General features: G+C 29.9%; 17 protein-coding genes. 4 read left to right on the forward strand and 13 right to left on the reverse strand.

The window, feature by feature from the left end:
* Positions 1-3: 3 nt before the first annotated feature.
* The 8 genes from IM532_RS09225 to nadA form a co-directional block, all read right to left on the reverse strand.
* Positions 4-939: a S66 peptidase family protein gene (locus IM532_RS09225; protein WP_194183162.1), complete on the reverse strand. Its 936-nt coding sequence runs from the start codon at positions 937-939 to the stop codon at positions 4-6.
* A 90-nt stretch (positions 940-1,029) separates the two neighbouring features.
* Positions 1,030-3,471 (reverse strand): TonB-dependent receptor, encoded by a 2,442-nt coding sequence (locus tag IM532_RS09230; RefSeq protein WP_194183163.1) that lies wholly within the window; start codon positions 3,469-3,471, stop codon positions 1,030-1,032.
* Between the two features lie 446 nt (positions 3,472-3,917).
* On the reverse strand, positions 3,918-6,317 hold the full coding sequence (locus IM532_RS09235; protein WP_228063697.1) for a TonB-dependent receptor: 2,400 nt from the start codon (positions 6,315-6,317) through the stop codon (positions 3,918-3,920).
* Between the two features lie 605 nt (positions 6,318-6,922).
* Positions 6,923-7,768: a hypothetical protein gene (locus tag IM532_RS09240; RefSeq protein WP_194183165.1), complete on the reverse strand. Its 846-nt coding sequence runs from the start codon at positions 7,766-7,768 to the stop codon at positions 6,923-6,925.
* 118 nt (positions 7,769-7,886) lie between these two features.
* Positions 7,887-8,747, reverse strand: coding sequence for a carboxylating nicotinate-nucleotide diphosphorylase (gene nadC, locus IM532_RS09245; protein ID WP_194183166.1), 861 nt, complete (start codon positions 8,745-8,747; stop codon positions 7,887-7,889).
* A 1-nt stretch (position 8,748) separates the two neighbouring features.
* Entirely contained in the window at positions 8,749-9,612 is an 864-nt protein-coding gene (locus IM532_RS09250) for a hypothetical protein (RefSeq protein ID WP_194183167.1), read from the reverse strand.
* A gap of 2 nt (positions 9,613-9,614) precedes the next feature.
* On the reverse strand, positions 9,615-11,177 hold the full coding sequence (gene nadB / locus IM532_RS09255; protein WP_194183168.1) for an L-aspartate oxidase: 1,563 nt from the start codon (positions 11,175-11,177) through the stop codon (positions 9,615-9,617).
* Entirely contained in the window at positions 11,177-12,184 is a 1,008-nt protein-coding gene (gene nadA / locus IM532_RS09260) for a quinolinate synthase NadA (protein WP_194183169.1), read from the reverse strand. Before nadA ends, nadB begins: the two co-directional genes overlap by 1 nt.
* 244 nt (positions 12,185-12,428) lie before the next feature.
* Between nadA and IM532_RS09265 the strand changes: the two genes are divergently transcribed.
* Positions 12,429-13,784 (forward strand): orotate phosphoribosyltransferase, encoded by a 1,356-nt coding sequence (locus IM532_RS09265; RefSeq protein WP_194183170.1) that lies wholly within the window; start codon positions 12,429-12,431, stop codon positions 13,782-13,784.
* 60 nt (positions 13,785-13,844) lie between these two features.
* Here IM532_RS09265 and IM532_RS09270 read toward each other — a convergent pair whose 3' ends face one another.
* From IM532_RS09270 to trmB, 3 genes are all read right to left on the reverse strand, one after another.
* Positions 13,845-14,423 (reverse strand): hypothetical protein, encoded by a 579-nt coding sequence (locus tag IM532_RS09270; protein WP_194183171.1) that lies wholly within the window; start codon positions 14,421-14,423, stop codon positions 13,845-13,847.
* A 3-nt stretch (positions 14,424-14,426) separates the two neighbouring features.
* Positions 14,427-15,884, reverse strand: a complete 1,458-nt coding sequence (locus IM532_RS09275) for a M20/M25/M40 family metallo-hydrolase (RefSeq protein WP_194183172.1) — start codon at positions 15,882-15,884, stop codon at positions 14,427-14,429.
* A 118-nt stretch (positions 15,885-16,002) separates the two neighbouring features.
* On the reverse strand, positions 16,003-16,680 hold the full coding sequence (gene trmB / locus IM532_RS09280) for a tRNA (guanosine(46)-N7)-methyltransferase TrmB (RefSeq protein ID WP_194183173.1): 678 nt from the start codon (positions 16,678-16,680) through the stop codon (positions 16,003-16,005).
* 145 nt (positions 16,681-16,825) lie between these two features.
* Between trmB and IM532_RS09285 the strand changes: the two genes are divergently transcribed.
* Both IM532_RS09285 and IM532_RS09290 read left to right on the forward strand, forming a co-directional pair.
* A complete protein-coding gene (locus IM532_RS09285; RefSeq protein ID WP_194183174.1) occupies positions 16,826-17,242 on the forward strand; it encodes a hypothetical protein in 417 nt (138 codons plus the stop codon).
* 158 nt (positions 17,243-17,400) lie between these two features.
* Positions 17,401-17,877 (forward strand): DUF6702 family protein, encoded by a 477-nt coding sequence (locus tag IM532_RS09290; RefSeq protein ID WP_194183175.1) that lies wholly within the window; start codon positions 17,401-17,403, stop codon positions 17,875-17,877.
* A 38-nt stretch (positions 17,878-17,915) separates the two neighbouring features.
* Here IM532_RS09290 and IM532_RS09295 read toward each other — a convergent pair whose 3' ends face one another.
* Complete coding sequence (locus tag IM532_RS09295) at positions 17,916-19,175, reverse strand: D-alanyl-D-alanine carboxypeptidase (RefSeq protein ID WP_194183176.1); 1,260 nt, start codon at positions 19,173-19,175, stop codon at positions 17,916-17,918.
* Positions 19,175-20,065 (reverse strand): mechanosensitive ion channel family protein, encoded by an 891-nt coding sequence (locus IM532_RS09300; RefSeq protein WP_194183177.1) that lies wholly within the window; start codon positions 20,063-20,065, stop codon positions 19,175-19,177. The genes IM532_RS09295 and IM532_RS09300 overlap by 1 nt, the downstream gene beginning before the upstream one ends.
* 164 nt (positions 20,066-20,229) lie before the next feature.
* Between IM532_RS09300 and IM532_RS09305 the strand changes: the two genes are divergently transcribed.
* Positions 20,230-21,501 (forward strand): OmpA family protein, encoded by a 1,272-nt coding sequence (locus IM532_RS09305; protein ID WP_194183178.1) that lies wholly within the window; start codon positions 20,230-20,232, stop codon positions 21,499-21,501.
* The last annotated feature ends 49 nt before the right edge of the window (positions 21,502-21,550 follow it).

The raw sequence follows: 21,550 nt of genomic DNA on the forward strand, positions 1-21,550 counted from the left end.
TTATTATATAGAATACAAATTTACTGAATTTGCATCGACTTTTAGGTGTACTTTATCACCCATTTTTAAAGATAAATTGTAACCCGTATGACCTGCAGGAAATTCGTAACCTATTGGTATATTTAAAGTTTTTGTCAACTCCTGTATTACGTTATATGTGTTGGGATCATAAGGATGATAATAATTTTGGCTATTTTCTTCTTCAGTATCCATATGGGTAAAACTTCCTAAAATAAGTCCATTAATTTGATCAAATATTCCATTACGTTTTAAATTCATCAACATACGATCTACTGCATACCAATTCTCAAACCAATCTTCTATGAATAATATTTTCCCCTTCGGATTAATTGCAGATATGCTTCCTAACAAAGAATATATGATGGATAAATTTCCACCCACTAACTCACCCTCAGCTTCCCCAACTTTATTAAATAGATGAGTTGTAGGTATTGTATAATTTATTTTTTCTCCAACCAAAGTTTTATATAAACTTAAATATGAATTTTCATGATAATCTACTCCTACTAATTTTTTAGCTGTAACACCATGAATTGTTTGAAAGCCTAATTGATTTATGTGATTATGAAAAACAGTAATATCTGAGTAACCAATTATCCACTTAGGATTTTGTTTAAATGTTGAAAAATCTAATTTATCAATGATTTTAACGCAACCATATCCCCCACGTGCACACCAAATTGCTTTAATAGATGGATCATCCAAAGCCCATTGAAAATCTTCTGCTCGCTCTTCATCCGTTCCTGCGTATAAATATCCGAGATTGTATTCCTTATAAATATTTTTTCCTAATGTTACTTCAAATCCCCATTCTTGGATTAAATTTATTGCTTCTTCTAGTTCACCTTCAATCATTCGTTTTGCTGGTGCTACAATGGCTATTTTATCTCCTTTTTGTAAATATGCAGGTCGAATCATATAATTTTTAAAAATTTTGATAAAGTTAAACACAAAAAAAAGACGAACTTGAAAGTTCGCCTTTTTTATATATGTAAGATTTAAATCTTATTAGAATGTGAATTTAACAGAAGCATTCCATGTTCTTCCGTAACCGAAATAAACTTGGTTGTTTACGTTAACACCATTGTACATTCCTGTAGTACCATTTTTGTCTGTGTAACCATCTTGGTAGTTTGTAGACGATTCAGAAATATAAATATGGTTTAATACATTATTTACGTTAAAACGAACTGTTAACTTATTTTGTTTTGTTAAGTTATAGTTCCAAGTAACTCCAGCATCCATTAAGTTGTAAGATGGTAATTGTAAGTTACCGTTTGCTTCGTCAACTTTAGATGAATAGAAATCTCCATTGTAACGGTAATCAGCATCGAAAGATAAACCTTTGATTAATTCGTAAGTAAATCCAGCACCAAATTGTGTTTGTGCAGCATCACCAACTTTTAATTTATCCCAGTTTTGAGGAGTTTCGTTCTCTACTACATTTTGATCTTCATCATATTTAGTTGAACGAGTGTTTCCTTTATAAGTCCAATCTCCTAAAGACGCAAAACCTGTTAAAGTTAAAGTACGTAATGGTTTGTAGTTAAGTTCTAATTCTAAACCTTTATGAACTTCTTCTACACCACGGTTTACAGTATAAATGTATTGATTATATCTTGGGTTACTCTCATCAGTGATTAAAGCACTTGTAGATGTAATACGGTTTGCCCAAGTAGTGTAATATGCATTTAAGTTTGCCCAGAAGTTTTTAGATTTGAATTTGTACCCAGCTTCAACACCGATAATTTCTTCGTTTTCAGCAAATTGATTCACATCATTTTTGTAGTTCATAAACAAATTGTTTTGGAACGGTTGACGTGAGTAGTAACCTGCGTTAGCAAATACTTGGTGATTTTTAGAAATTGTATAACTAGCACCCCCTTTTAAGTTGTACCCTACATTTTCTAATTTCTCTGATTTTTGTTTGCTATCTGAATCTAAATAGTTGAAACGATCTAAACGTTGGTTAGTTTGGTCAGATACTGCTCCTTGGAAAAATGCTGTAAAGTCTTTACCTGCATATTCAAATTGAGCAAATAAACCACCGTAGTTGATTTTCTCATCATAATCCCATCCTAATTTTTCATCTGCATTTCCTGCATAGCTTGTTACGGCTTTCCATGGATTTTGAGAGTAAATTCTTGAAACATTTGTTCCATTAGGACGGTTTTTATTAGTTTTGTCTACAGCGTAATCTCCACCTAATAAATTATTTAATTGTTTGTAGTGCTCACCTTTAAATGTTCTAACATCTACCCCAACATTGAAGTTGAAATGTTCGTTAATTTTATAATTTAAATTTGATACAGCTCCAAACCATTGGTGGTTATTTACTGATGAATAAATATATCCTTTAGACTCTCCTCCGTTTGCTTGGTTATCAAATACATCTTGAATATTTTTTAATCCTGTTGAAGAATCTGAAGAGAAAGCACCTGCAGTTTGAGATCCACCACCTCTACCATAAGAAGCATAAACTACTGTTGATAAAGACAATTGGCTATTAATATCCCAATCCCAGTTTAAGTTAACTACTGGTTTGTGGTAATAGTTACGTCTTACGTTGTATTCTTTACCGTTTAAATCACCAATATTTGGATTATATTTTCTACCATATTTTAAGTAAGTAGCAATTGTACTTTTTGAATTTTGATCGTGCCATTGTGGAGCACCAGTAATCAATAAGTTAATTGTATGTCTTCTTGTAGGTTTATACCCAAAAGATAAAAAATAGTTTTGTCCTTGACCTCCAGTACCTAAATTGTACCCATTACCTTGCCAGTGAGAAAACATTAATGAAACACCAAACTTGTTGTTGATTAAACCTGTGTTATAAGCAATTGTAGATTTGTATAAATGGTTATTACCAATCCCTGCACTAAAGAATCCTCCTTGTTTCTTATCAGTTGCTTTAGTAACAAAGTTATACGTACCTCCTACAGAAGAAATCGCTAGTTTAGAAGATCCTAAACCGCGTTGAATTTGAACTGCATTAGCTACATCAGACATTCCAGACCAGTTAGACCAGTAAACTTTACCGTCTTCCATTCCATTAATTGGTTGCCCATTTAATAAGAAAGCTGTATTTGATTGATCAAAACCACGTGTTACAACTCTAGACTCACCAAATCCTCCTGATTGTCCCGCAACAGTAATAGATGGTGTATTCACAAAAGCTTGTGTAATATCTAATCCACCAATTTTTTGTTCAATCGCTTCCTTTTTAATAGTTGTAGCAGCGATTGGAGTTTTACGATCGTCTTGTAAATCAATAACCCCTTTACCAATAATTAATGTTTCTCCTAAAGATACATTTTCATCTTCTACGATTGGTTGGATTGAAATTGAATCTGTTGGTTGAACTTTGATTGAATCAATTGGTTCTGCAACTTGTGCATAAGATAATGATGCCGTTAAGGCGAAAGCTCCTACGAATAAAAGCTTCATTGAGTTTAACCTCATCTCTTGAAATAGTTTAAAAGTTTACGAGTGCAAAGTTGAGAAGTAAATTTATTTTACCATCGTATTTCTAAACATTATTCTGTATAAATATTAATCAACAGAAAAAAATCATGTATAAATATTATATTAAGTTAATTAATAATCATTTTATAATTTTATTACGAGTATGATATTTTTATTAAAAAAAATTTAGGTAATTGATTTTCGAAACAATCCTAAATGGATAAATTATACTAATTTTTATTCAAATTTAATTCTTAATATATTCTTAATATTATTTTATTTAGAACTAGTTTAAATAACTTATCTTATTAAACTACATTATTTTGAATTTATTTGTATTAAAACAAACTGTTAAATTAAGTGCATAAAAAAAGGCGAACATTCGTTCGCCTTTTAAAAATAAATATTGAGTTTTTATCTCTTTATTATTAGAAGTTATAAGTAACACCTGCATTCCAAGTTCTACCTACACCGTATCCATAACCGTTTCTATCAATTTTAGAGATATATTGATCATTGAATAAGTTTCTTACATTACCACGGAATTTAATTTTCTGTGCACCAAATTTGAATTCGTATGCAATTCCAGTGTTAACTCTTGCGTAAGGGCTAATTCTCTCTGCTTGGTAAGTTTCTCCTTTTAATTTACTTTTAACTACTTCTTCAGGATTTACTTGTCCATATGTAGACCCATTAAAGTTGAAATCTACATCCCAGTAGAATCCTCTTGCAAAAGTAACTTTAGTTCCTAATCCAAAAGTAAATTGAGCAGCTTCACCAATATATGTACCAGTTAAATCTACATTTCCTCTTTCAAAAATTGTATTATCGTCATTGAATTGAGATTCGAATGGAGATTCTCCATCATATTTCCAATCACCAATCGATGCAAATCCATATAAGCTAAATGCTTTTGAAATTTTAGTATCGAAGTCAACTTCAATACCTTTATGAATTTGAGCTACGTCAGTATAAGATGTGTAAATAGAACGGTTTTGTATTTCACCATTTTCATTTTCAACTTGTACACTTCCTGAGATTCCTAAGAATCTATTCCCCCATCTTGTGTGGTATGCATTAACATTAACTCTTAAATTTCTTGTTTGGTATTTATATCCAACTTCAAAACCTGTAATTTCTTCGTTTTTAACTTCTGGCTGACGTAAATCAACTTTGTTGTATTCAAAAACGTTATCTAGGAATGGTTGACGAGAATATTGACCTGCGTTACCAAAAACTGTATTTTCATCGTTTAAGTTAAAAGAGATACCTCCTTTTACATTCCAACCAGTTTTATTTACTTTTTCAGATGCAGTTTCTACACCTCCGTAGTTCCACGTATCAAATTTTTGGTAAAATTGGTTTGATATTGCCGCTTGTCCAAATACTGTAAATACATCATTTGAATATTCAGCTTGTCCGAAAACACCTTGATAATTTATATCTTCAGAATAATCTCTTGCAGTTCTTTGATCTCTATCTGCATGTTTGAATAATGCTGACCAAGGGTTTGTAGAGAAAGTTTCTGTAACTACAACATTTTGTCCGTTAGAAGCATTAGTTTCTTGCCAACCTTTTAATCCTAATAAATCAGTCATTTGTTGGAAGTGATCTCCGTGATAAAAACGAACATCTGCTCCTAAGTTGAAATTCCAACCTGTTTTAGTATCAAAATTTAAATTTGTTACTGCTCCATACCAGAAGTGATTATTTACAGATGATCTAATTGCACTACCATTTCTGTAATTTGCAATACCTCCATCAATAGCAGCATTATCTGTAACTATTTTATCAAAGTTTACTTCAAAGTTATCATTTAAGTTTGCAGAATTCGTTGCACGACCAACTCCTGAAGTACCTCCTCCTGTTCCTGTAGATGCATAAACAACTGTAGATAAACTAAGGTTATCATTAATGCTCCAGTCCCAGTTAAGGTTAGCTACTGGTTTGTGGTAATAATTTGTTCTTAAATTTTTACCTTCACCGTTTAGGTAACCGTATGTATTGTTGTATTTTTTATCATGTTTACCATTCTTCCATTGTGAAGCACTTTTTGTAGAATAGTTTTGCCCATGCTCTTGTGGTGCACCAAAAATCATCAAGTTAATATTATGACGCTCATTTGGCTTATACCCTACAGAAACAAAGTAAGATTGTCCTGATCCATTTGTACCTTTTGCATAACTTCTGTGCGCTTGCCAATGGTTAAATAAGATCGAAGCTCCCCATTTACCTTTCATTCCTGTATTGTATGCTACAGTTGCTGATTGGTAACTATCATTTCCTACATTATATCTTACGTATCCTCCTTGTTTTTTATCTGTAGCTTTAGTTACCATGTTTACAGTACCACCAACAGAAGAAATAGCTAATTTAGAAGATCCTAAACCACGCTGAATTTGTACTGCGTTAGCAATTTCTGTAACTGCAGACCAGTTAGACCAGTATAAGTTACCATCTTCCATCCCATTAATCGGTTGCCCGTTTAATAAGTAGGCTGTATTTTGACTACTAAATCCGCGTAAAAACATTTTTGAATCACCAAATCCTGAAGATTGGTCAGAAACGTATACAGATGGAGTTGTTGTGAAGATTTCAGGAAAATCTACGTTTCCTATCGCTTTATCTTGTATTGTTTCTGTTGTAATTGTAGAAACAGCTACTGGAGTTTTACGATCCTCTACTATATCGATAACACCTTTACCAATAATTAAAGTTTCGTTTAAATTAACATTATTGTCATTTGAAGTCGAATCAATCGGTTCAGTAATTTGACCAAAAGATAGTGTTGCCGTTAAAGCAAAAGCTCCTACGAATAAAAGCTTCATTGAGTTTAACCTCATTGTATGAAATAGTTTAAAAGTTTACGTTGCAAAAATGGTAAATTCAGTTTATAAATCACTCATTTATAGGTTAAAAAAACGTAAAGCTTTTAATATTTTTTTTCATCAATACATTATTTGCAAAAAAAAAAGCTATTTGTTGAAAGAATTTCAAATAAGGCGGCATATTTTAACATAAAATTTAACAATTTCATAAAATTATCTTAAAACAAAATTGATCTAAAACATTATCAAACAACCAATATGAATAAATAAGTGTCGAAAATTAATATTTACAAAAGTTTAATTATGTTAATTTTTACTTAATTAGAACCAGTATAAATAATTTTAATGACGTGTATTGTATTTTTATTTTAGATTAGAAAATAATTTTCTCTAAACAATAATTGTTTTTTTTTATTAAATTAAGTCATAAGAATTAATTTTTCAGAAAATTATTTCTAAAATCTAAAATTGTAAATCTTTTAAAAAATGATGAGGTGTAAACTTTATTAGAGATGAAGAATCTTCTCTACTACTTCATTTGTTTTATAAATCTAGTAGGTTTTTCTTTATTAAACAAGTAATATGAGAAAAAAAACAATAGAATTCTAATAATCTTTGCGGATTATCCAATCATAATAGGGAGATTGAATAAAATCTTCCAATGTTGTATATTTTCTTAACTGCTTAATTCGTTTTCCTTTTACTTGTGAAACTATAAAAATCGTAGCAAAATTATCATTCTGAAAAATATTTTTACTTTGTAAAATAAATTTCTCTTTTCCAAAATTAGATTGTGCTAAGGTCACTAGTTCCTGCATATCTTGTATACTCTCTTTGTAGGGTAATGTATTTTTTATTTCTTGTAACGAATTATACTTTCCTAAATAAATTGGTTTAAAGTCCGATAGTTCATAAATTTTTAATTCATGATCTGGTGTAATTACAATTTCGTATGTAGAGTTATTGTTCTCTATTACAGAAATAATTCGAGAGTTAGTTTCTAAAACCTGTCTTGATAATTTAAATCCTACAGGAAAATTCAGCGCGATTGTAACATTTTTATCTGTTAATATAGATTTGGCAGGAGTAATTTTATAATCTTTTGCAAAATCTTGAAATGCGAGAATGTTATAATCTCTAAATAAAGGTTGAGTTGTTTCAATATTTTTTAAAATTAATTCACCGTTCTGATTTACTAAAAATGAAAGTTGTGATTCTCCAAAAGGAATATTTAGATACTCAAATGATTCAAGGTATTTCTCTAAATAAGAACTGTAAGAAGTCGTAATATTCTGTTGAAAGCATTTGAATTGATCTTCTTCTGAAATTAGTTTCTCACAACCAGGAAAAATAGGCATTTTATATTTTGTGCTAAAATCTTCTTCTACTTGCGCAAATAAATTACATCCAACCAATAATGCAACAACAATTGTGAAAAGCTTTTTGTCCATTTAATAAATATATTGATTAAATTCTGATTTGAATAATTTTTTAAGATACATGAATTCATAAAAAAACCCTCACTTAAACTATTTAAGCGAGGGTTTTATAATGTTATATATGAAATTATTATTTTATGGCTTTAAGACTTAAATCAAAATTTGAAGCAGAATGTATAATTGCACCAGAAGAAATAAAATCAACGCCAGTTTCTGCAATAGCTCGCACAGATTCTTTTGTAATTCCACCTGAAGCTTCAGTCTTTGTAAGACCATTGATTGATTGCACCGCTTCTTTCATTGTAACCAAATCAAAATTATCTAGCATTATAAAATCTACATTTGCATCCAATGCTTCTTTAACCTCATCTAAATTTCTTGTTTCAACTTCAATTTTTAAATCTAGCTTATTCGTTTGTAAATATTTTTTTGTTTGTTCTACTGCTTTGGTTATGTTACCACAAAAATCTACATGGTTATCCTTTAACATCACCATATCATATAAACCAAAACGATGATTTTCTGCTCCACCAATTTTTACAGCCCATTTCTCTATCATTCTAAAATTTGGGGTTGTCTTACGAGTATCTAAAATTTTTGCATTTGTTCTATCTACTAACTTTACAATCTCGTTGGCATATGTTGCAATTCCGGACATACGTTGCATACAATTTAGTACAAATCGCTCACACGTTAAAATTGATTGAGCTGATCCTTTCAACTTAAAAGCTATATCCCCAAATTTCACTTGATCACCATCATTTAAAATTTGAATAAATTCTAAATCAGGATCAAAAGTGTCTAAAATAATTTTAGCTAATTCGATTCCTGCAATTATACCGTTATCTTTTACTTTTAGTTCAGCTTCTTGTATTGCATCATACGGAACACTAGCTAATGTAGAATGATCACCTTCGCCAATATCTTCTAAAAAGGCTTGACGAATAAATTGTTGTAATTTTTGTTCAGTTATATACTTTGGAAATTCCATTTTATCGATAAGTTAGTTTTGCAAATTTGGATTGGTTGAATTCTTCTTTCGTTTTATAAGCAAAATATTCTGCCCATGAATTATTTTCTTCTCGAATAACTTCTATTAATACTTCATCATCAGGTTTATTACTGAAGAAATTTTTCATACGTATAGTATATTCTTTATCCTGAATTTTACCTTTAGTTATAAAAGTATAAGTTGATTGATATGATTCATTAATTTTAGTGGCATAAGGTTCAACTGTAGCTAATTCAAAAAGATTAGAATATTTACCTAAGTAAAATTCACGTTCGCCATTATTTCCAACTGTACGAAGCATATTGTTTTTATCCATACGAATTTCAATTATTTCATTTTCAAAATCGATGGTAAATAAAACACGTTCATCTACCGGAAATTGATCATAAACTTGTTGAGAATATTCAGATTTAAATTTCACAGGAATGGAAAGCGCTATATCCATTGGTTGATTTTTCTGATTGATTCCGGGCTGAATTTTTAATTTTAATTCATCCATTTTATTTTGAACCATCACTAAACTTGACCATACAAAACTGTTAAAAATAGGATTAATCCCATCTACTCCTGCATTTATAAATTTACCTTCTGTAGAAATTGTAAATTTTAATTTAGCTTCTGTATCACCGATGTGTAAATAATCAGCAATATTTGAAAAAAAATCAATTTCATGCTGAATGGCTGTTCCTATATTTGCATTAAAACATTTTTTTAAATCTGTATTATCCGAAAATTGTTCGCACCCGAAAAAAACGGGCATTTTCTTCATTTTATCTTTATCCTGGGCATGCAAGCTTGTAAAAGCAGCTATACAGCCTACTAAAAACAATTTTCGTGTATTCATTTCTATAAATCTTTATTATAAAATGTACCCTTATTTTCTTGTTGAGCAATACTTTGTTCAATAATTAATTGGGCAACATTTACTAAATTTCTTAATTCTAATAATTTTGGAGAAATTACTGAAAAATCATAAATTTCTTTTACCATTTTCTCGATTTCTATAATTCTTTTTTGAGCCATTATAAGGCGAGAATTACTCCTCACAATCCCAACCAATTCACTCATCATTGCTTGCATTTGTTTTCGGAAATATGAAATTAAAACTAATTCATCTTGGAGTTGAGTTCCTTCTGCATTCCATTCCGGAAATTGATGATTGTTAATTTTAAATTCATTTTTTTGTAGTAATTGTACACTTTTGACAGCTGAACGATGACCAAAAACCATTGCTTCTAATAAGGAATTAGAAGCTAATCTATTTGCCCCATGCAACCCTGAATTTGAACATTCGCCTACTGCAAATAAATTTTCTATAGATGTTTTTCCATCAAGGTCTGCATCTATTCCTCCACATAAATAGTGTGATGCTGGAACTACTGGCACTAATTCAGTAAACATATCATAGCCCTCAATTTTACATTTTTTATAAATATTAGGAAAATGTTCTAAAAATTTTTCTTGATCTAAGTGTCTACAATCTATATATACGTAATCATCTCCTCTAAGTTTCATTTCATTGTCTATTGCACGTGCTAAAATATCACGCGAAGCTAATTCTTCTCGCTCATCATATTTATGCATAAATAAATTACCATCTTTGGTTCTTAATTTAGCGCCAAATCCACGCACAGCTTCTGAAATTAAAAATAACTGCCCATCAAATTCGCTGTAGAAAGCGGTTGGATGAAATTGAATAAATTGCATTCTAGATACTGATGCACCTGCACGAATTGCTAAACCAATACCATCTCCCGTTGCTATAATTGGGTTTGTGGTATTCTTATAGACATGTCCTACGCCTCCTGTTGCAAGCAAAGTTACTTTGGATAATTGACGAATGATAGTTTGAGATTCAATATCTAAAATATAAGCGCCATAACATGTTACCTCATCTTTTAGATCTAATCCAAGATGATGTTCAGTAATTAAATCAACCACAAAGTGATGAGTTAAAATCTCAACATTTGTAATTTTTTTAATGGTTTCCAACATTGCACGTTCAATCTCCCTACCCGTTATATCTTTGTGATGAACGATTCGATTTTCGGTATGACCTCCTTCTCTTCCTAAATCATATAATCCTTCTGGATTTTTATCAAAACGTACGCCCCAATCTACAATTTCTTTAATACGCTCCGGAGCTTCTTTTACGACAACTTCTACAGCAGCTAATTTACAACTTCCATCGCCCGCTATTAGTGTATCTTCTATATGCTTCTCGAAGCTATCTTGAATAAAATCTGTTACTACTGCAACTCCTCCTTGTGCATATTTTGTATTAGTTTCATCTTCGTTCCCTTTTGTAACAATCTTAATTTTTGCTTCGGGATATTGATTTGCGATTTTTAACGCATAGGAAAGTCCAGCAATACCAGAACCTATAACTAATACATCTTGAACTACCATTATTTTATTTTTTCAGATAATTCTAACATACGATTAATAGAAGCTAATGCTTTAATACGTAAATCTTCATCCATCGTAATTTCTGGCAATTCATATTTCATGCACAAGTACAACTTTTCTAAAGTAGACAACTTCATATAAAAACATTCAGAACAATTACATGATTCGTCTTGTACTAATGCCGGTATTAATTTTTTATTAGGTGCTAATTTTTGCATTTCATGAAGAATTCCTTCTTCTGTAGCAACAATAAATTCTTCTGCTTCATTTTCTACTACATAATCTAATAAACGAGATGTAGAACCAATAAAATGTGCGAATTTTAATAAATCTTCTTGTGCTTCTGGATGTGCAATTAACTTGGCTTTTGGGTATTCAGCCATTTGTTGAGCAATACGTTCTAATGAAAAAGCTTCGTGTACAATACAAGCTCCATCCCACAAAATCATATTTCTATTACACACTTGATTTAAATATCTTCCTAAATTACGATCGGGAGCAAAAATAATTTCTTGATTTACTGGTAAAGAATTAATAATTTCTTCCGCATTAGACGATGTTACAATAATATCCGATTCTGCTTTTACACCTGCATCACAATTAATATAACTTACCACAATTGCATTAGGGTGTTGCTCTCTTAAACCTCTTAAACCTTCTGCTGAACAAGAATCTGCTAAAGAACATCCTGCTTTTGTATCTGGAAGAACTACTTTTTTAGTGGGATTAAGAATCTTCGCTGCCTCGGCCATAAAATGAACTCCACAAAAAACAATCATATCTGCTTCCGTCTTTGCAGCTGCCCTCGCTAATTGTAAAGAATCACCTAAATGGTCTGCTAAATCTTGAATTTCTCCTGATTGATAATAATGCGCCAAGATAACGGCATTTTTTTCTTTACGGAGTTTATTAATCTCTTCAACTAAATCAATTCCTTCAGGAATTTCTAAGTTAAGATATCCTTTTTGGTCTAGTTTCTCAATTGCTTGATCAAGTGTATTATTCATGATGGTTTTATGAAAGTATTGGTAATTCTCATTTTAATTGCATTCAAAAATAAAATTATTTATCGAAGAAATCATTTAAAAATATCTCCAATAAAATGTTATCAATTTATAAAATTACATTTATAACCAATTTACTATGTTCTTATTGAATGTTTATTGTATTTTTATACAAATCGAAAAGAATTTGAAATAAAATGTTCTATAAGAGTCAAAAAGCTATTAACTTTGCTCAAACATTACACAAATGCAACAACGCGAAGATTTCTTATTAAAAGCTTACGAGCTTGGAATTATTAAATTTGGAAACTTTACTTTAAAAAGTGGGATTGAATCACCTTTCTACGTAGATTTAAGACCTTTAGCTTCTAGCCCTCAATTACTAAAAACATTAGCCAATAATTTATTAGACTTAGTTGACGATATACAATACGACTTAATCTGTGGTGTACCGTACGCAGCCTTACCAATGGCAACTACAATGAGTTTAACTTCTAATATTCCTTTAATCATCAAACGTAAAGAGAACAAAGGTTATGGAACAAAACGTATGGTTGAAGGTGTTTTTGAAAATGGACAATCTTGTTTATTAGTAGAAGATGTTATTACTTCTGGACAGTCTTTATTAGAAACTGTTGACCAAGTAGAAAGAGAAGGTTTAAAAGTAAGAGACATTGTTGTCGTATTAGATCGTGAACAAGGTGGTGTAGATAAATTAAAAGAACAAGGTTATAATGTTCGTACATTATTTACAATAAACCAAGTGATTGATATTTTACATAAATATCATCGTTTATCGGATGATGAAGCAAAAAAAATCAAAGACTTTTTAGCTTTACCTCCCGAAGCTGTTCCATCTAAACAACGTATCGCTTTAGAAGATAAAAAAATTGTACATCCTGTAGGAAAACGTTTAGTAGAATTAGCACTTAAAAAACAATCGAATTTAATTGCTTCTGCTGATTTAATTACAACAGAAGAAATTTTAGATTTTGCTGATAAAGTTGGGGAACATATTGTTGCTTTAAAATTACACTCAGATATCATCCAGGATTTCTCGGATAACTTAATTGTTGAGTTGAAGAAAATTGCTCGCGAAAAAGAATTCTTATTATTCGAAGACCGCAAATTTGGAGATATCGGAAATACACAAGAATTACAATTCAAGAAATCAATTTATAAAATTTCTGACTGGGCAGATTTAGTTACTGTACATCCAATTGGAGGATTTGAATCATTAAAAGTTTTTGAAAATACAGGTGTAATCACAATTGTTGAAATGTCTTCGAAAGGAACTTTAACAGATGATTATTACTTCTCTAAAGCTATTAATGTTTCTGAACAATCTGGAAATGTATTAGGAGCTGTTGCACAACGTCAAATTCCGGATAATTTATTATTATTTACTCCTGGTGTTAGTATTTCTTCTACTGGAGATAGTAAAGGTCAACAATACAACACGCCAGAGTTAGTCTTCAAAAATTACCATACAGATTTTATGATTGTAGGTCGTGGAATTTACAAATCTGCTGATGTAAAAACAGCGGCTAAAGAATACCAAACATTAGGATGGATTTCTTACTTACAAAGTTTAAATGATTAATCGAAAGATTTAACTATAACAAAAAAGGAACTCGATTGAGTTCCTTTTTTTTATTTTAATTTATCGTAACACCTTAGTTTCCTTAATTCCTGACTTCAAGAAAAAATCATCCAATAAATTCATTTTCTGCATACATTTATCTCCTAATGTAATTTCTTCATTACTTGTTCTAAATTCATTACAATCAAAACATATTTCAATAAATTCTAATAAATTATCATCTTTATCTAAAAATAAAATAGCATTATTAGGCATATAACATAAAGAATGCATACCTATGTTTAAATTTTTCTTATAACCGTAATTAAAAATAATATCTGTTAATTCATTTTTTTGATTGTCATTTAAGTAAATAAACTCTTTGAATCTTTTTTTATCAAATAAATTTCTATCTTCTTTTAAGCTTCTGAAATAATCTTGCATTTCACTACCCATCACACTCACTCCTTTTTCTTTTGGTAAATACGTAGCTAAAACAACTTTAGCTGATATGTTATAAGGATATATTTTATTCCTTTCAGAAACAGTTAATTTATCCTGTTTTACACATGACATATTTTTATAAAATAATTTTTGTTTGTATTGACTACCACAACTTATCAGTGTAAATAACCCAATTATTATAAAAATATATTTCATCAATTATTTCAAAATAAATTTATACGTTAGTTTTTCACCAGAAGTTGTTTCTAATAAAATTATATATGCTCCTTTTGGTAACTGATTCAAGTTTATTTTATCGTTGTTATTTACTTGATTTTTTGTTGCAACTTTTTGTCCTGCTACATTAATAACAGTCGCAGATTTTATTGTTTTATTGGACGGAACTTCAAAACCAACCGCTTTTTGATCTACATAAAATTTGGCTTTAGTTTTATTTAAATTTACAACATCCAAAACCTCTGATCTTTTAGCTGCCTCAACAACAAATTCTAATCCTAATTTGGCAAATTTAGCGGCATGCGAACCATCTCCATTTTTATCAAAAGTATCGCTTGTGGTATGGATGTATGGATTAGAATCATTGAATGATGCTTCAAACGGGAATGCTGCGGGATATCCTTTCATAGCCCAAGAATAATGATCTGAACATCCATAGTTACAACGCGTAGTTGCATATGTAAACTTATGGTCTCCAAATGAATTATATTCTTCCATCAACTCATATAAAAATAAGTTTAAATCATTATTATTAAAACTATCAATAGATACATATACATCTTTAGAAGAACCTTTGTAAGCTGTCATATCAAATTGTACATATCCAAAAACGTCTTTTCCTTGGTTTTTGTATTGAGTTGCAATTTCGTTAGAACCTACTAGCCCTATTTCCTCCGCAGCATAAGCCATAAATTCAACGGTTTTTTGAGGCTTATAATCATTCGCTAACAAGACTCTTATAATTTCTGTAATTGTAGCAATTCCTGACGCATTATCATCAGATCCTGGCGCATAAGTTTTATTTGACCCTCCAACTATAGAATCTAAGTGTCCGCCCACTATAACATATTGAGAAGCGTTTTCATTCCCTTTTATTGTTAAAACAACAGATTTCATTGGAGTGTTCACATGGCTAACTATCCGAACACTAATATCCTCTGTCCTATTAGCAGCGGCAATCAAATTTTCCCATCTTACTTTTAAATCCTCCGCAGCTTCATTAGCTTGGGCTGAGAGATGATATCTAGATCCGTAAGATTCTAAATGTTGCATAACTTCTTCGATGTTCTGTTTATTTACATCATCTAATAATGTTTTTACATATTCTTGATTAGTAATCGAATATTCTAATACCGTACGTGACATTTCTAGTGGACTATTAATCGTATTTAATGCATTACTTTCAGTAGCATGAAACATATAACCTGGTCCATGAGAAAGAATTTTCTGATGCAATTCATGTGTCACTTCTGGATGAATATATACAGAGGCTAAATCATTATTAATAGCAATTATTTCAATTAAATCGGAATGAGATAACTTTAGTTCTTGTGCATGTTTTGCCTCCATAGAAGCATAAATAAATTCTTCTCTATTCTGAGCAAAAAGATTTGCCGCAAAAAGAAGACTTAAAGATAAAAATGTAGATTTCAAATTCATATAGTGTTAATTAACAATCTAAAATACTATTAATTAAATGAAAAATATCGTTATAAATAAAAAAAGTCGTTGCAATGCAACGACTTTTAAAATCAAATAATTTGATGAAAATCAATAATTAGTCTTTAAACTGAAACTTGATATATGTAATTGTTTTACCTAATGCTTTAAATTTTTCTTCGTAATAAGTCTGTACTTCTGTTACGATTTTAGGCAATTCTGTATTATCTGGATGATACACATTATGCGATGACTTGATTACCTTGTGTCCTAATAACTGAATCATACCATGCGTATAACCGTGTAAAAATTCTGAATCAGTTTTCAAGTTGACAGTACCTTCAGGTTTTAGAATCTTATTATATTTTTCTAAAAACTCAGGATTAGTCAAACGATGCACTGTTCTTCTAAATTTAATTTGTGGATCTGGGAAAGTAATCCAAATTTCACTTACTTCATTTTCAGCAAATATTTGATCGATTAATTCAATTTGAGTTCTTATAAATCCAACATTATTTAAGTCTTCTTCTAAAGCAGTCTTGGCTCCTCTCCAAAAACGAGCACCTTTAATATCAACTCCAATAAAATTACGATCAGCCTCACGACGAGCCATTGCAACAGTATATTCTCCTTTTCCACAACCCAATTCTAATACAATTGGATTATCGTTTTTAAAGAAGTCTTTATTCCAATTTCCTTTTAAAGGAAAATTATTTACTGCTTCCTCACGTGTTGGTTGAACTACATTTTCAAAAGTTTTGTTTTCGTTAAATCTTCTGATTTTATCTTTTCCCATTTCGGACTAATTAATTTTGGCAAAATTACAAGAATTTACTGAATACTAAAAACATCCACTTTTTATAAAATCGGACAATATGCTATTAATTTATTAATAATGTGAAAAGGTTTACTATTTTTGTAAAGATTTAAAAAATTAAAAAATGGATTTTATTAAACAATTACATAGTGGTTGGGCTTATTTAACGATCTTAATGGGTGTTATTTTTGTAGTATTAACTTTAGTTTACGCAATATCTAAAAAAGATACTGATAACGTAATTAAAAAGATTGGATTAATTACTACAATTGCTTTCCACGTACAATTATTAGTAGGTTTAGTATATTACATCATGCGTTTTACAGCGATGGAAGGTGCTGGAAACATTATGAAAAGTGATATCTTACGTTTTACATTTTTAGAGCATCCAATGATGATGATTGCAGCTGTGGCTTTTATGACAATAGCGAATGCAAAATTAAAACGTTCTAATATTGTACCTATGACTGTTGTTATTTTTGCTCTAGTATCTATGGCATGTTTATTATCAAGAATTCCTTGGACAATTTGGTTAGGATAATCTGACTTTAAAATAAAAAAAAAGAGTATTAATATTAATACTCTTTTTTTTATTTTTACTTTTAAGTTATCTTAAAAATATATATGTTAATTCTTTTTATAATGCTTATTTGGCATTAGAATTGAATGTTTACCATTACAAAGTTAAAATATTATTGAATGAAAATGTGGAAATATATACTCTCTTTAGTATTGATTGTTACATCTATTAATTTATTTGCGCAACAACAATTCAATACTTCAAATACCAACATTGATTACGAATTAGAAACTGGAACATTAAATATTACATCTCGTTTATACACTGTCGCTATTGAGAAAGCTGTTGGAGAAAAAACAACGAATAAATCTTCTTTTGATGCTAAGCTTAAAAATTATATCAATAATAAAGTAGATCTTAAAATAAATGGTAAACCTGTAAATGTATCTTATTACGGTTTCCAAACAAATGAACAAACTACGAGAATATATTTGAAAGTAGAAAAGCTAAATGATATTTCTTCCTTAGATATAAGACTTGCACTATTAATGGATACTTATAGTGATCAACAAAATTTTATGAAAATTGATATAAAAAATAATCGTAAAAGTTTTGTGATAAGAAAAGATACTGAAGTAGTAAAAATAAATTTTTAATAAAAAAAGCGCCTCACAAATGAGGCGCTTTTTCTTTATTAAAAATTATCTCTTACTAACCTGATTAATTTTTCATTTTCGTTTCTTACCCAAGAAGCATTTTTAGTTACATGATCATTCATTAAACTAAAAATATAAGTTTTACCAGAATTAGATTTTACATAACCACTTAGTGTTATGGTATGAGATAAAGTTCCTGTTTTTGCAAAAACATAAGGTTGGACTCCATCTTTATATCTATTTTTTATAGTTCCTGTTTTTCCTCCGACTGGGAAAATGGAAAATAATCTTGATTCAGGAAACTCTTTATACATTTTATCTAAAACTTGTACCAAATTTTGTGGGGTAAACATATTATATCGTGATAATCCTGATCCATCTACCCAAATTGGTTTTTGTTTAAGATCCGTAAAATATTTATCAGTAATTGTTTTAATTGTTTGTACTGAACTTAATTTACCGTTCATTGTACTTGAAGAAACAATTAATAAATGTTCTGCCAAAAAATTATCACTTTCTTCCATCATTTCTTTATAAACTTTATCTGCCAAAGTGCTATAAAAAATACTTGAAGGCGAAGGCATTGGTGCTTTCGACATTTCTACAGGTTTACCTACAATTTCAATAATTGTGTTTTTAATGACATCTTCTTGCACAATAAACGGAACCTTTACTGTAGATGAACGTGCTCCTATATAAAATTGATTGGTATAAAAATCCCTTGCTTCTGCAGATTCTTTTACCTTTATATTGTCCTTAAATACTGTAGGAAAAGTTTTTAGATTTGTACCAGATTTAGAAATTGTTAATAAATTTTCATTAATAGGAAATTGACTACGTTCTGGTGAATATTTTTTTCTAAAATCATCCCATGTCCAACCTGGTAAAAAAGATTCTTCATCAAAATTATTCCAATGCAAAATAATCTTTGATCCTTTATTTTTTAAAAATTCTAAAACTTTAGGATTTTTGAATTTTGGATGCATAAATGTAGGATCTCCTGTTCCTTCGATATGCAATTCGTCTCCTCTAATTGCATATTTAAATGCAGGAATCGAATCGGGTAAAGATTTCATTGCAGCATATAAAGTGAAAATTTTGGCATTAGATGCTGGAGTAAAAAATTTATTACCATTATAGCTAAAAACCTCTTTCTTTTCTTGTGGATCGTATAAATAAAACCCAGTAAACTGTGTTTGATAAAATTCACTGTCTAGATGTTTTTGTAACAATTCAGTTTGGCCAAATAATAAATTTGATAAAAAAACAGCTAGTAAACTATAAATTAATTTATTCATTATTTCGCTACATTTTCCTCTGTTGGCTGATTTCTTACAATCATTTCCGTATGTGGATATGGAATAGAAATATTATTTTTATCTAATGCATATTTTACATTACGATGCATACGCCAATATGCAGACCAATAATTTTCTGATTTTGTCATGCATCTTACAGCAAGATTTACACTACTATCTCCAAACTCTAAGATCTCAACTGTCATGTTCTGATCTTGTTCTACTAATTCTTCATTTTTCATTACATTTAAAATAACCTCTTTAGCTTGATCAAAATCATCATCATAAGAAATTCCTATTTGAACATCTAAACGACGAAATTCTTTTGTGGAATAATTAGTAATTGGATTATTAAACAAACTTCCGTTAGGTAATGTGATTATTTGCCCTTTTGCAGTTGCTAAAACTGTATTTAAAATACTAATTGATTCTACAGTTCCCTCATTTCCTTGAGAAACAATATAATCTCCAACTTTAAAAGGTTTAAAAATAATAATCAAAATTCCGGCAGCAAAATTAGATAGTGATCCTTGTAATGCTAAACCAACTGCTAATCCTACCCCACCAATAGCTGCGATAAATCCTGATGCATTAAGTCCTAAACGGTCAACAACAAAAATAACGATGACAATTTTAAGAACGATATTAATAATTGGAATTAAAAATGTACGAATGGATAAATCTACATTTCGAGCAATCATTCTTTTTTCTACAAGGTTTTTTAATTTTGATGATATCCAAAAACCTATTGTTAATGTTAGGATGGCAGAAACTAAACTCCATCCAATGTCAGAACCTTTTGTAATTAATATATTGGTTAAATATTCAATATCTTTTAGAGGCATTTTTACAACATCTTCTAAACTGTCGGGCTGATTAACTTGAGGCATATTTTAATTTTTTATTTATTCTATAAAGATAAAAATAATGTAATTTTTTAGATCATATATACTACATACAATATCTAAAAATAAGATTAAACTTTTCATAATATTTTTGGCATAATATTAGTTGTTATAAGTAATTAATAACCAACACTTTTAAATAACATTCTATGAACATTATTGAATTAGCAAAAAAGTATTTGACTCCAGATACTATTTCAAAAGTTGCCACTGAAACTGGAGAAAAAGAGTCAAATGTAAACCGTGCAATCAGTGCGTTTCTTCCTATCATATTAGGAAGTGTAATTGATAAAAACTCAGGTACACAAGGCTTATTACATACATTAAAATCTTTTGGTGCATCTCGTGGGTTATCATCATTATCAACACAAACAGTAGACTCTCCTATTTTATCACAATTGATTAATTCCGTATTTGGATCTAATCAATCTACGATAATTAATAAAGTTGCTGAATTTGCTGGAATCTCATCAAATTCATCTTCAAAACTATTTAACCTTACTTCAGAAGCTACATTGGGTTCTTTAGGGAAATATGCAAATGATCAAAATTTAGGAGAAACTGAATTTTCTAATTTATTGAATACGAATAAATCTACTCTTAAGAGTTTATTACCTGCAGGATTAGGGTTAGGCGCATTAGGATTAGGTAATATTTTTGGTTCTGATAAACCTGCATTTACTTCTCCTGATCCGGTGATAGAAACTCCTTCTAGAAAAATTGAGCCTGAAAAAAAGCCTTATGTAGATCCAGTACGTTATGATGAGCCTGAAGAAAAATCAAATATTTGGAAATGGTTACTTCCTTTACTTTTATTATTAATCGGAGGATTTTTAGTGTGGAAATATCTTCAAAAAGATGATGGTGATGTTACAAAAACTACTACAACAGTAGACACTATGCAAGTAGATTCTGCCAATACAGTTATTTCTACTGAAACAACTACTAAAACCTATGGAGAAGTTGACTTAGACGGTGCAAAATTAAAAGCTTATCCTGGTGGTTTAGAACAACAAATTATAGATTTTATTAAATCTCCTGAGTATGCAAATTCTACAGAAGAGCAATTAAAAGATAAATGGATTAATTTTGATAACGTGAATTTTGTTTTTGGTAAAACAGATCAATTAGAAGGTGATTCTCAATTACAATTAGAGAATTTATCTCAAATTTTAAAGAAATATCCAGATGCAAAAATTAAAATTGGTGCATATACAGATAATGTTGGTAAACCAGAAGACAATAAAGCTTTATCTCAGAAACGTGCAGATTATTTAAAATCAGCATTAGATAAACTAGGTGTTGGTTCTCAAGTTATTTCAGCTGAAGGTTATGGAGCAGAGTTTGCAACAGTTGATGCATCAGCTTCTGATGAAGAGAGAGCAGTTGACCGCAAAATGTCTTTAAGATTTTCTAAATAATATATAATTAAATAACATTCTAAAAAATAAGGAGTAATACAATTGTATT

This window comes from Faecalibacter rhinopitheci, from assembly GCF_015234135.1.
In the GTDB taxonomy this organism is placed as follows: domain Bacteria; phylum Bacteroidota; class Bacteroidia; order Flavobacteriales; family Weeksellaceae; genus Empedobacter; species Empedobacter rhinopitheci.

Excerpts from the sequence above, each read along its gene's own strand:
- IM532_RS09235 (WP_228063697.1), bottom strand. The coding sequence starts at position 6,317 with ATGAAGCTTTTATTCGTAGGAGCTTTTGCTTTAACGGCAACACTATCT.
- nadC (WP_194183166.1), bottom strand. The coding sequence starts at position 8,747 with ATGGAATTTCCAAAGTATATAACTGAACAAAAATTACAACAATTTATT.
- IM532_RS09275 (WP_194183172.1), bottom strand. The coding sequence starts at position 15,884 with ATGAATTTGAAATCTACATTTTTATCTTTAAGTCTTCTTTTTGCGGCA.
- IM532_RS09265 (WP_194183170.1), top strand. The coding sequence starts at position 12,429 with ATGCAACAACGCGAAGATTTCTTATTAAAAGCTTACGAGCTTGGAATT.
- IM532_RS09290 (WP_194183175.1), top strand. The coding sequence starts at position 17,401 with ATGAAAATGTGGAAATATATACTCTCTTTAGTATTGATTGTTACATCT.
- trmB (WP_194183173.1), bottom strand. The coding sequence starts at position 16,680 with ATGGGAAAAGATAAAATCAGAAGATTTAACGAAAACAAAACTTTTGAA.
- nadA (WP_194183169.1), bottom strand. The coding sequence starts at position 12,184 with ATGAATAATACACTTGATCAAGCAATTGAGAAACTAGACCAAAAAGGA.
- IM532_RS09295 (WP_194183176.1), bottom strand. The coding sequence starts at position 19,175 with ATGAATAAATTAATTTATAGTTTACTAGCTGTTTTTTTATCAAATTTA.
- IM532_RS09225 (WP_194183162.1), bottom strand. The coding sequence starts at position 939 with ATGATTCGACCTGCATATTTACAAAAAGGAGATAAAATAGCCATTGTA.
- IM532_RS09240 (WP_194183165.1), bottom strand. The coding sequence starts at position 7,768 with ATGGACAAAAAGCTTTTCACAATTGTTGTTGCATTATTGGTTGGATGT.
- IM532_RS09270 (WP_194183171.1), bottom strand. The coding sequence starts at position 14,423 with ATGAAATATATTTTTATAATAATTGGGTTATTTACACTGATAAGTTGT.
- nadB (WP_194183168.1), bottom strand. The coding sequence starts at position 11,177 with ATGGTAGTTCAAGATGTATTAGTTATAGGTTCTGGTATTGCTGGACTT.
- IM532_RS09230 (WP_194183163.1), bottom strand. The coding sequence starts at position 3,471 with ATGAAGCTTTTATTCGTAGGAGCTTTCGCCTTAACGGCATCATTATCT.
- IM532_RS09285 (WP_194183174.1), top strand. The coding sequence starts at position 16,826 with ATGGATTTTATTAAACAATTACATAGTGGTTGGGCTTATTTAACGATC.
- IM532_RS09305 (WP_194183178.1), top strand. The coding sequence starts at position 20,230 with ATGAACATTATTGAATTAGCAAAAAAGTATTTGACTCCAGATACTATT.
- IM532_RS09300 (WP_194183177.1), bottom strand. The coding sequence starts at position 20,065 with ATGCCTCAAGTTAATCAGCCCGACAGTTTAGAAGATGTTGTAAAAATG.
- IM532_RS09250 (WP_194183167.1), bottom strand. The coding sequence starts at position 9,612 with ATGAATACACGAAAATTGTTTTTAGTAGGCTGTATAGCTGCTTTTACA.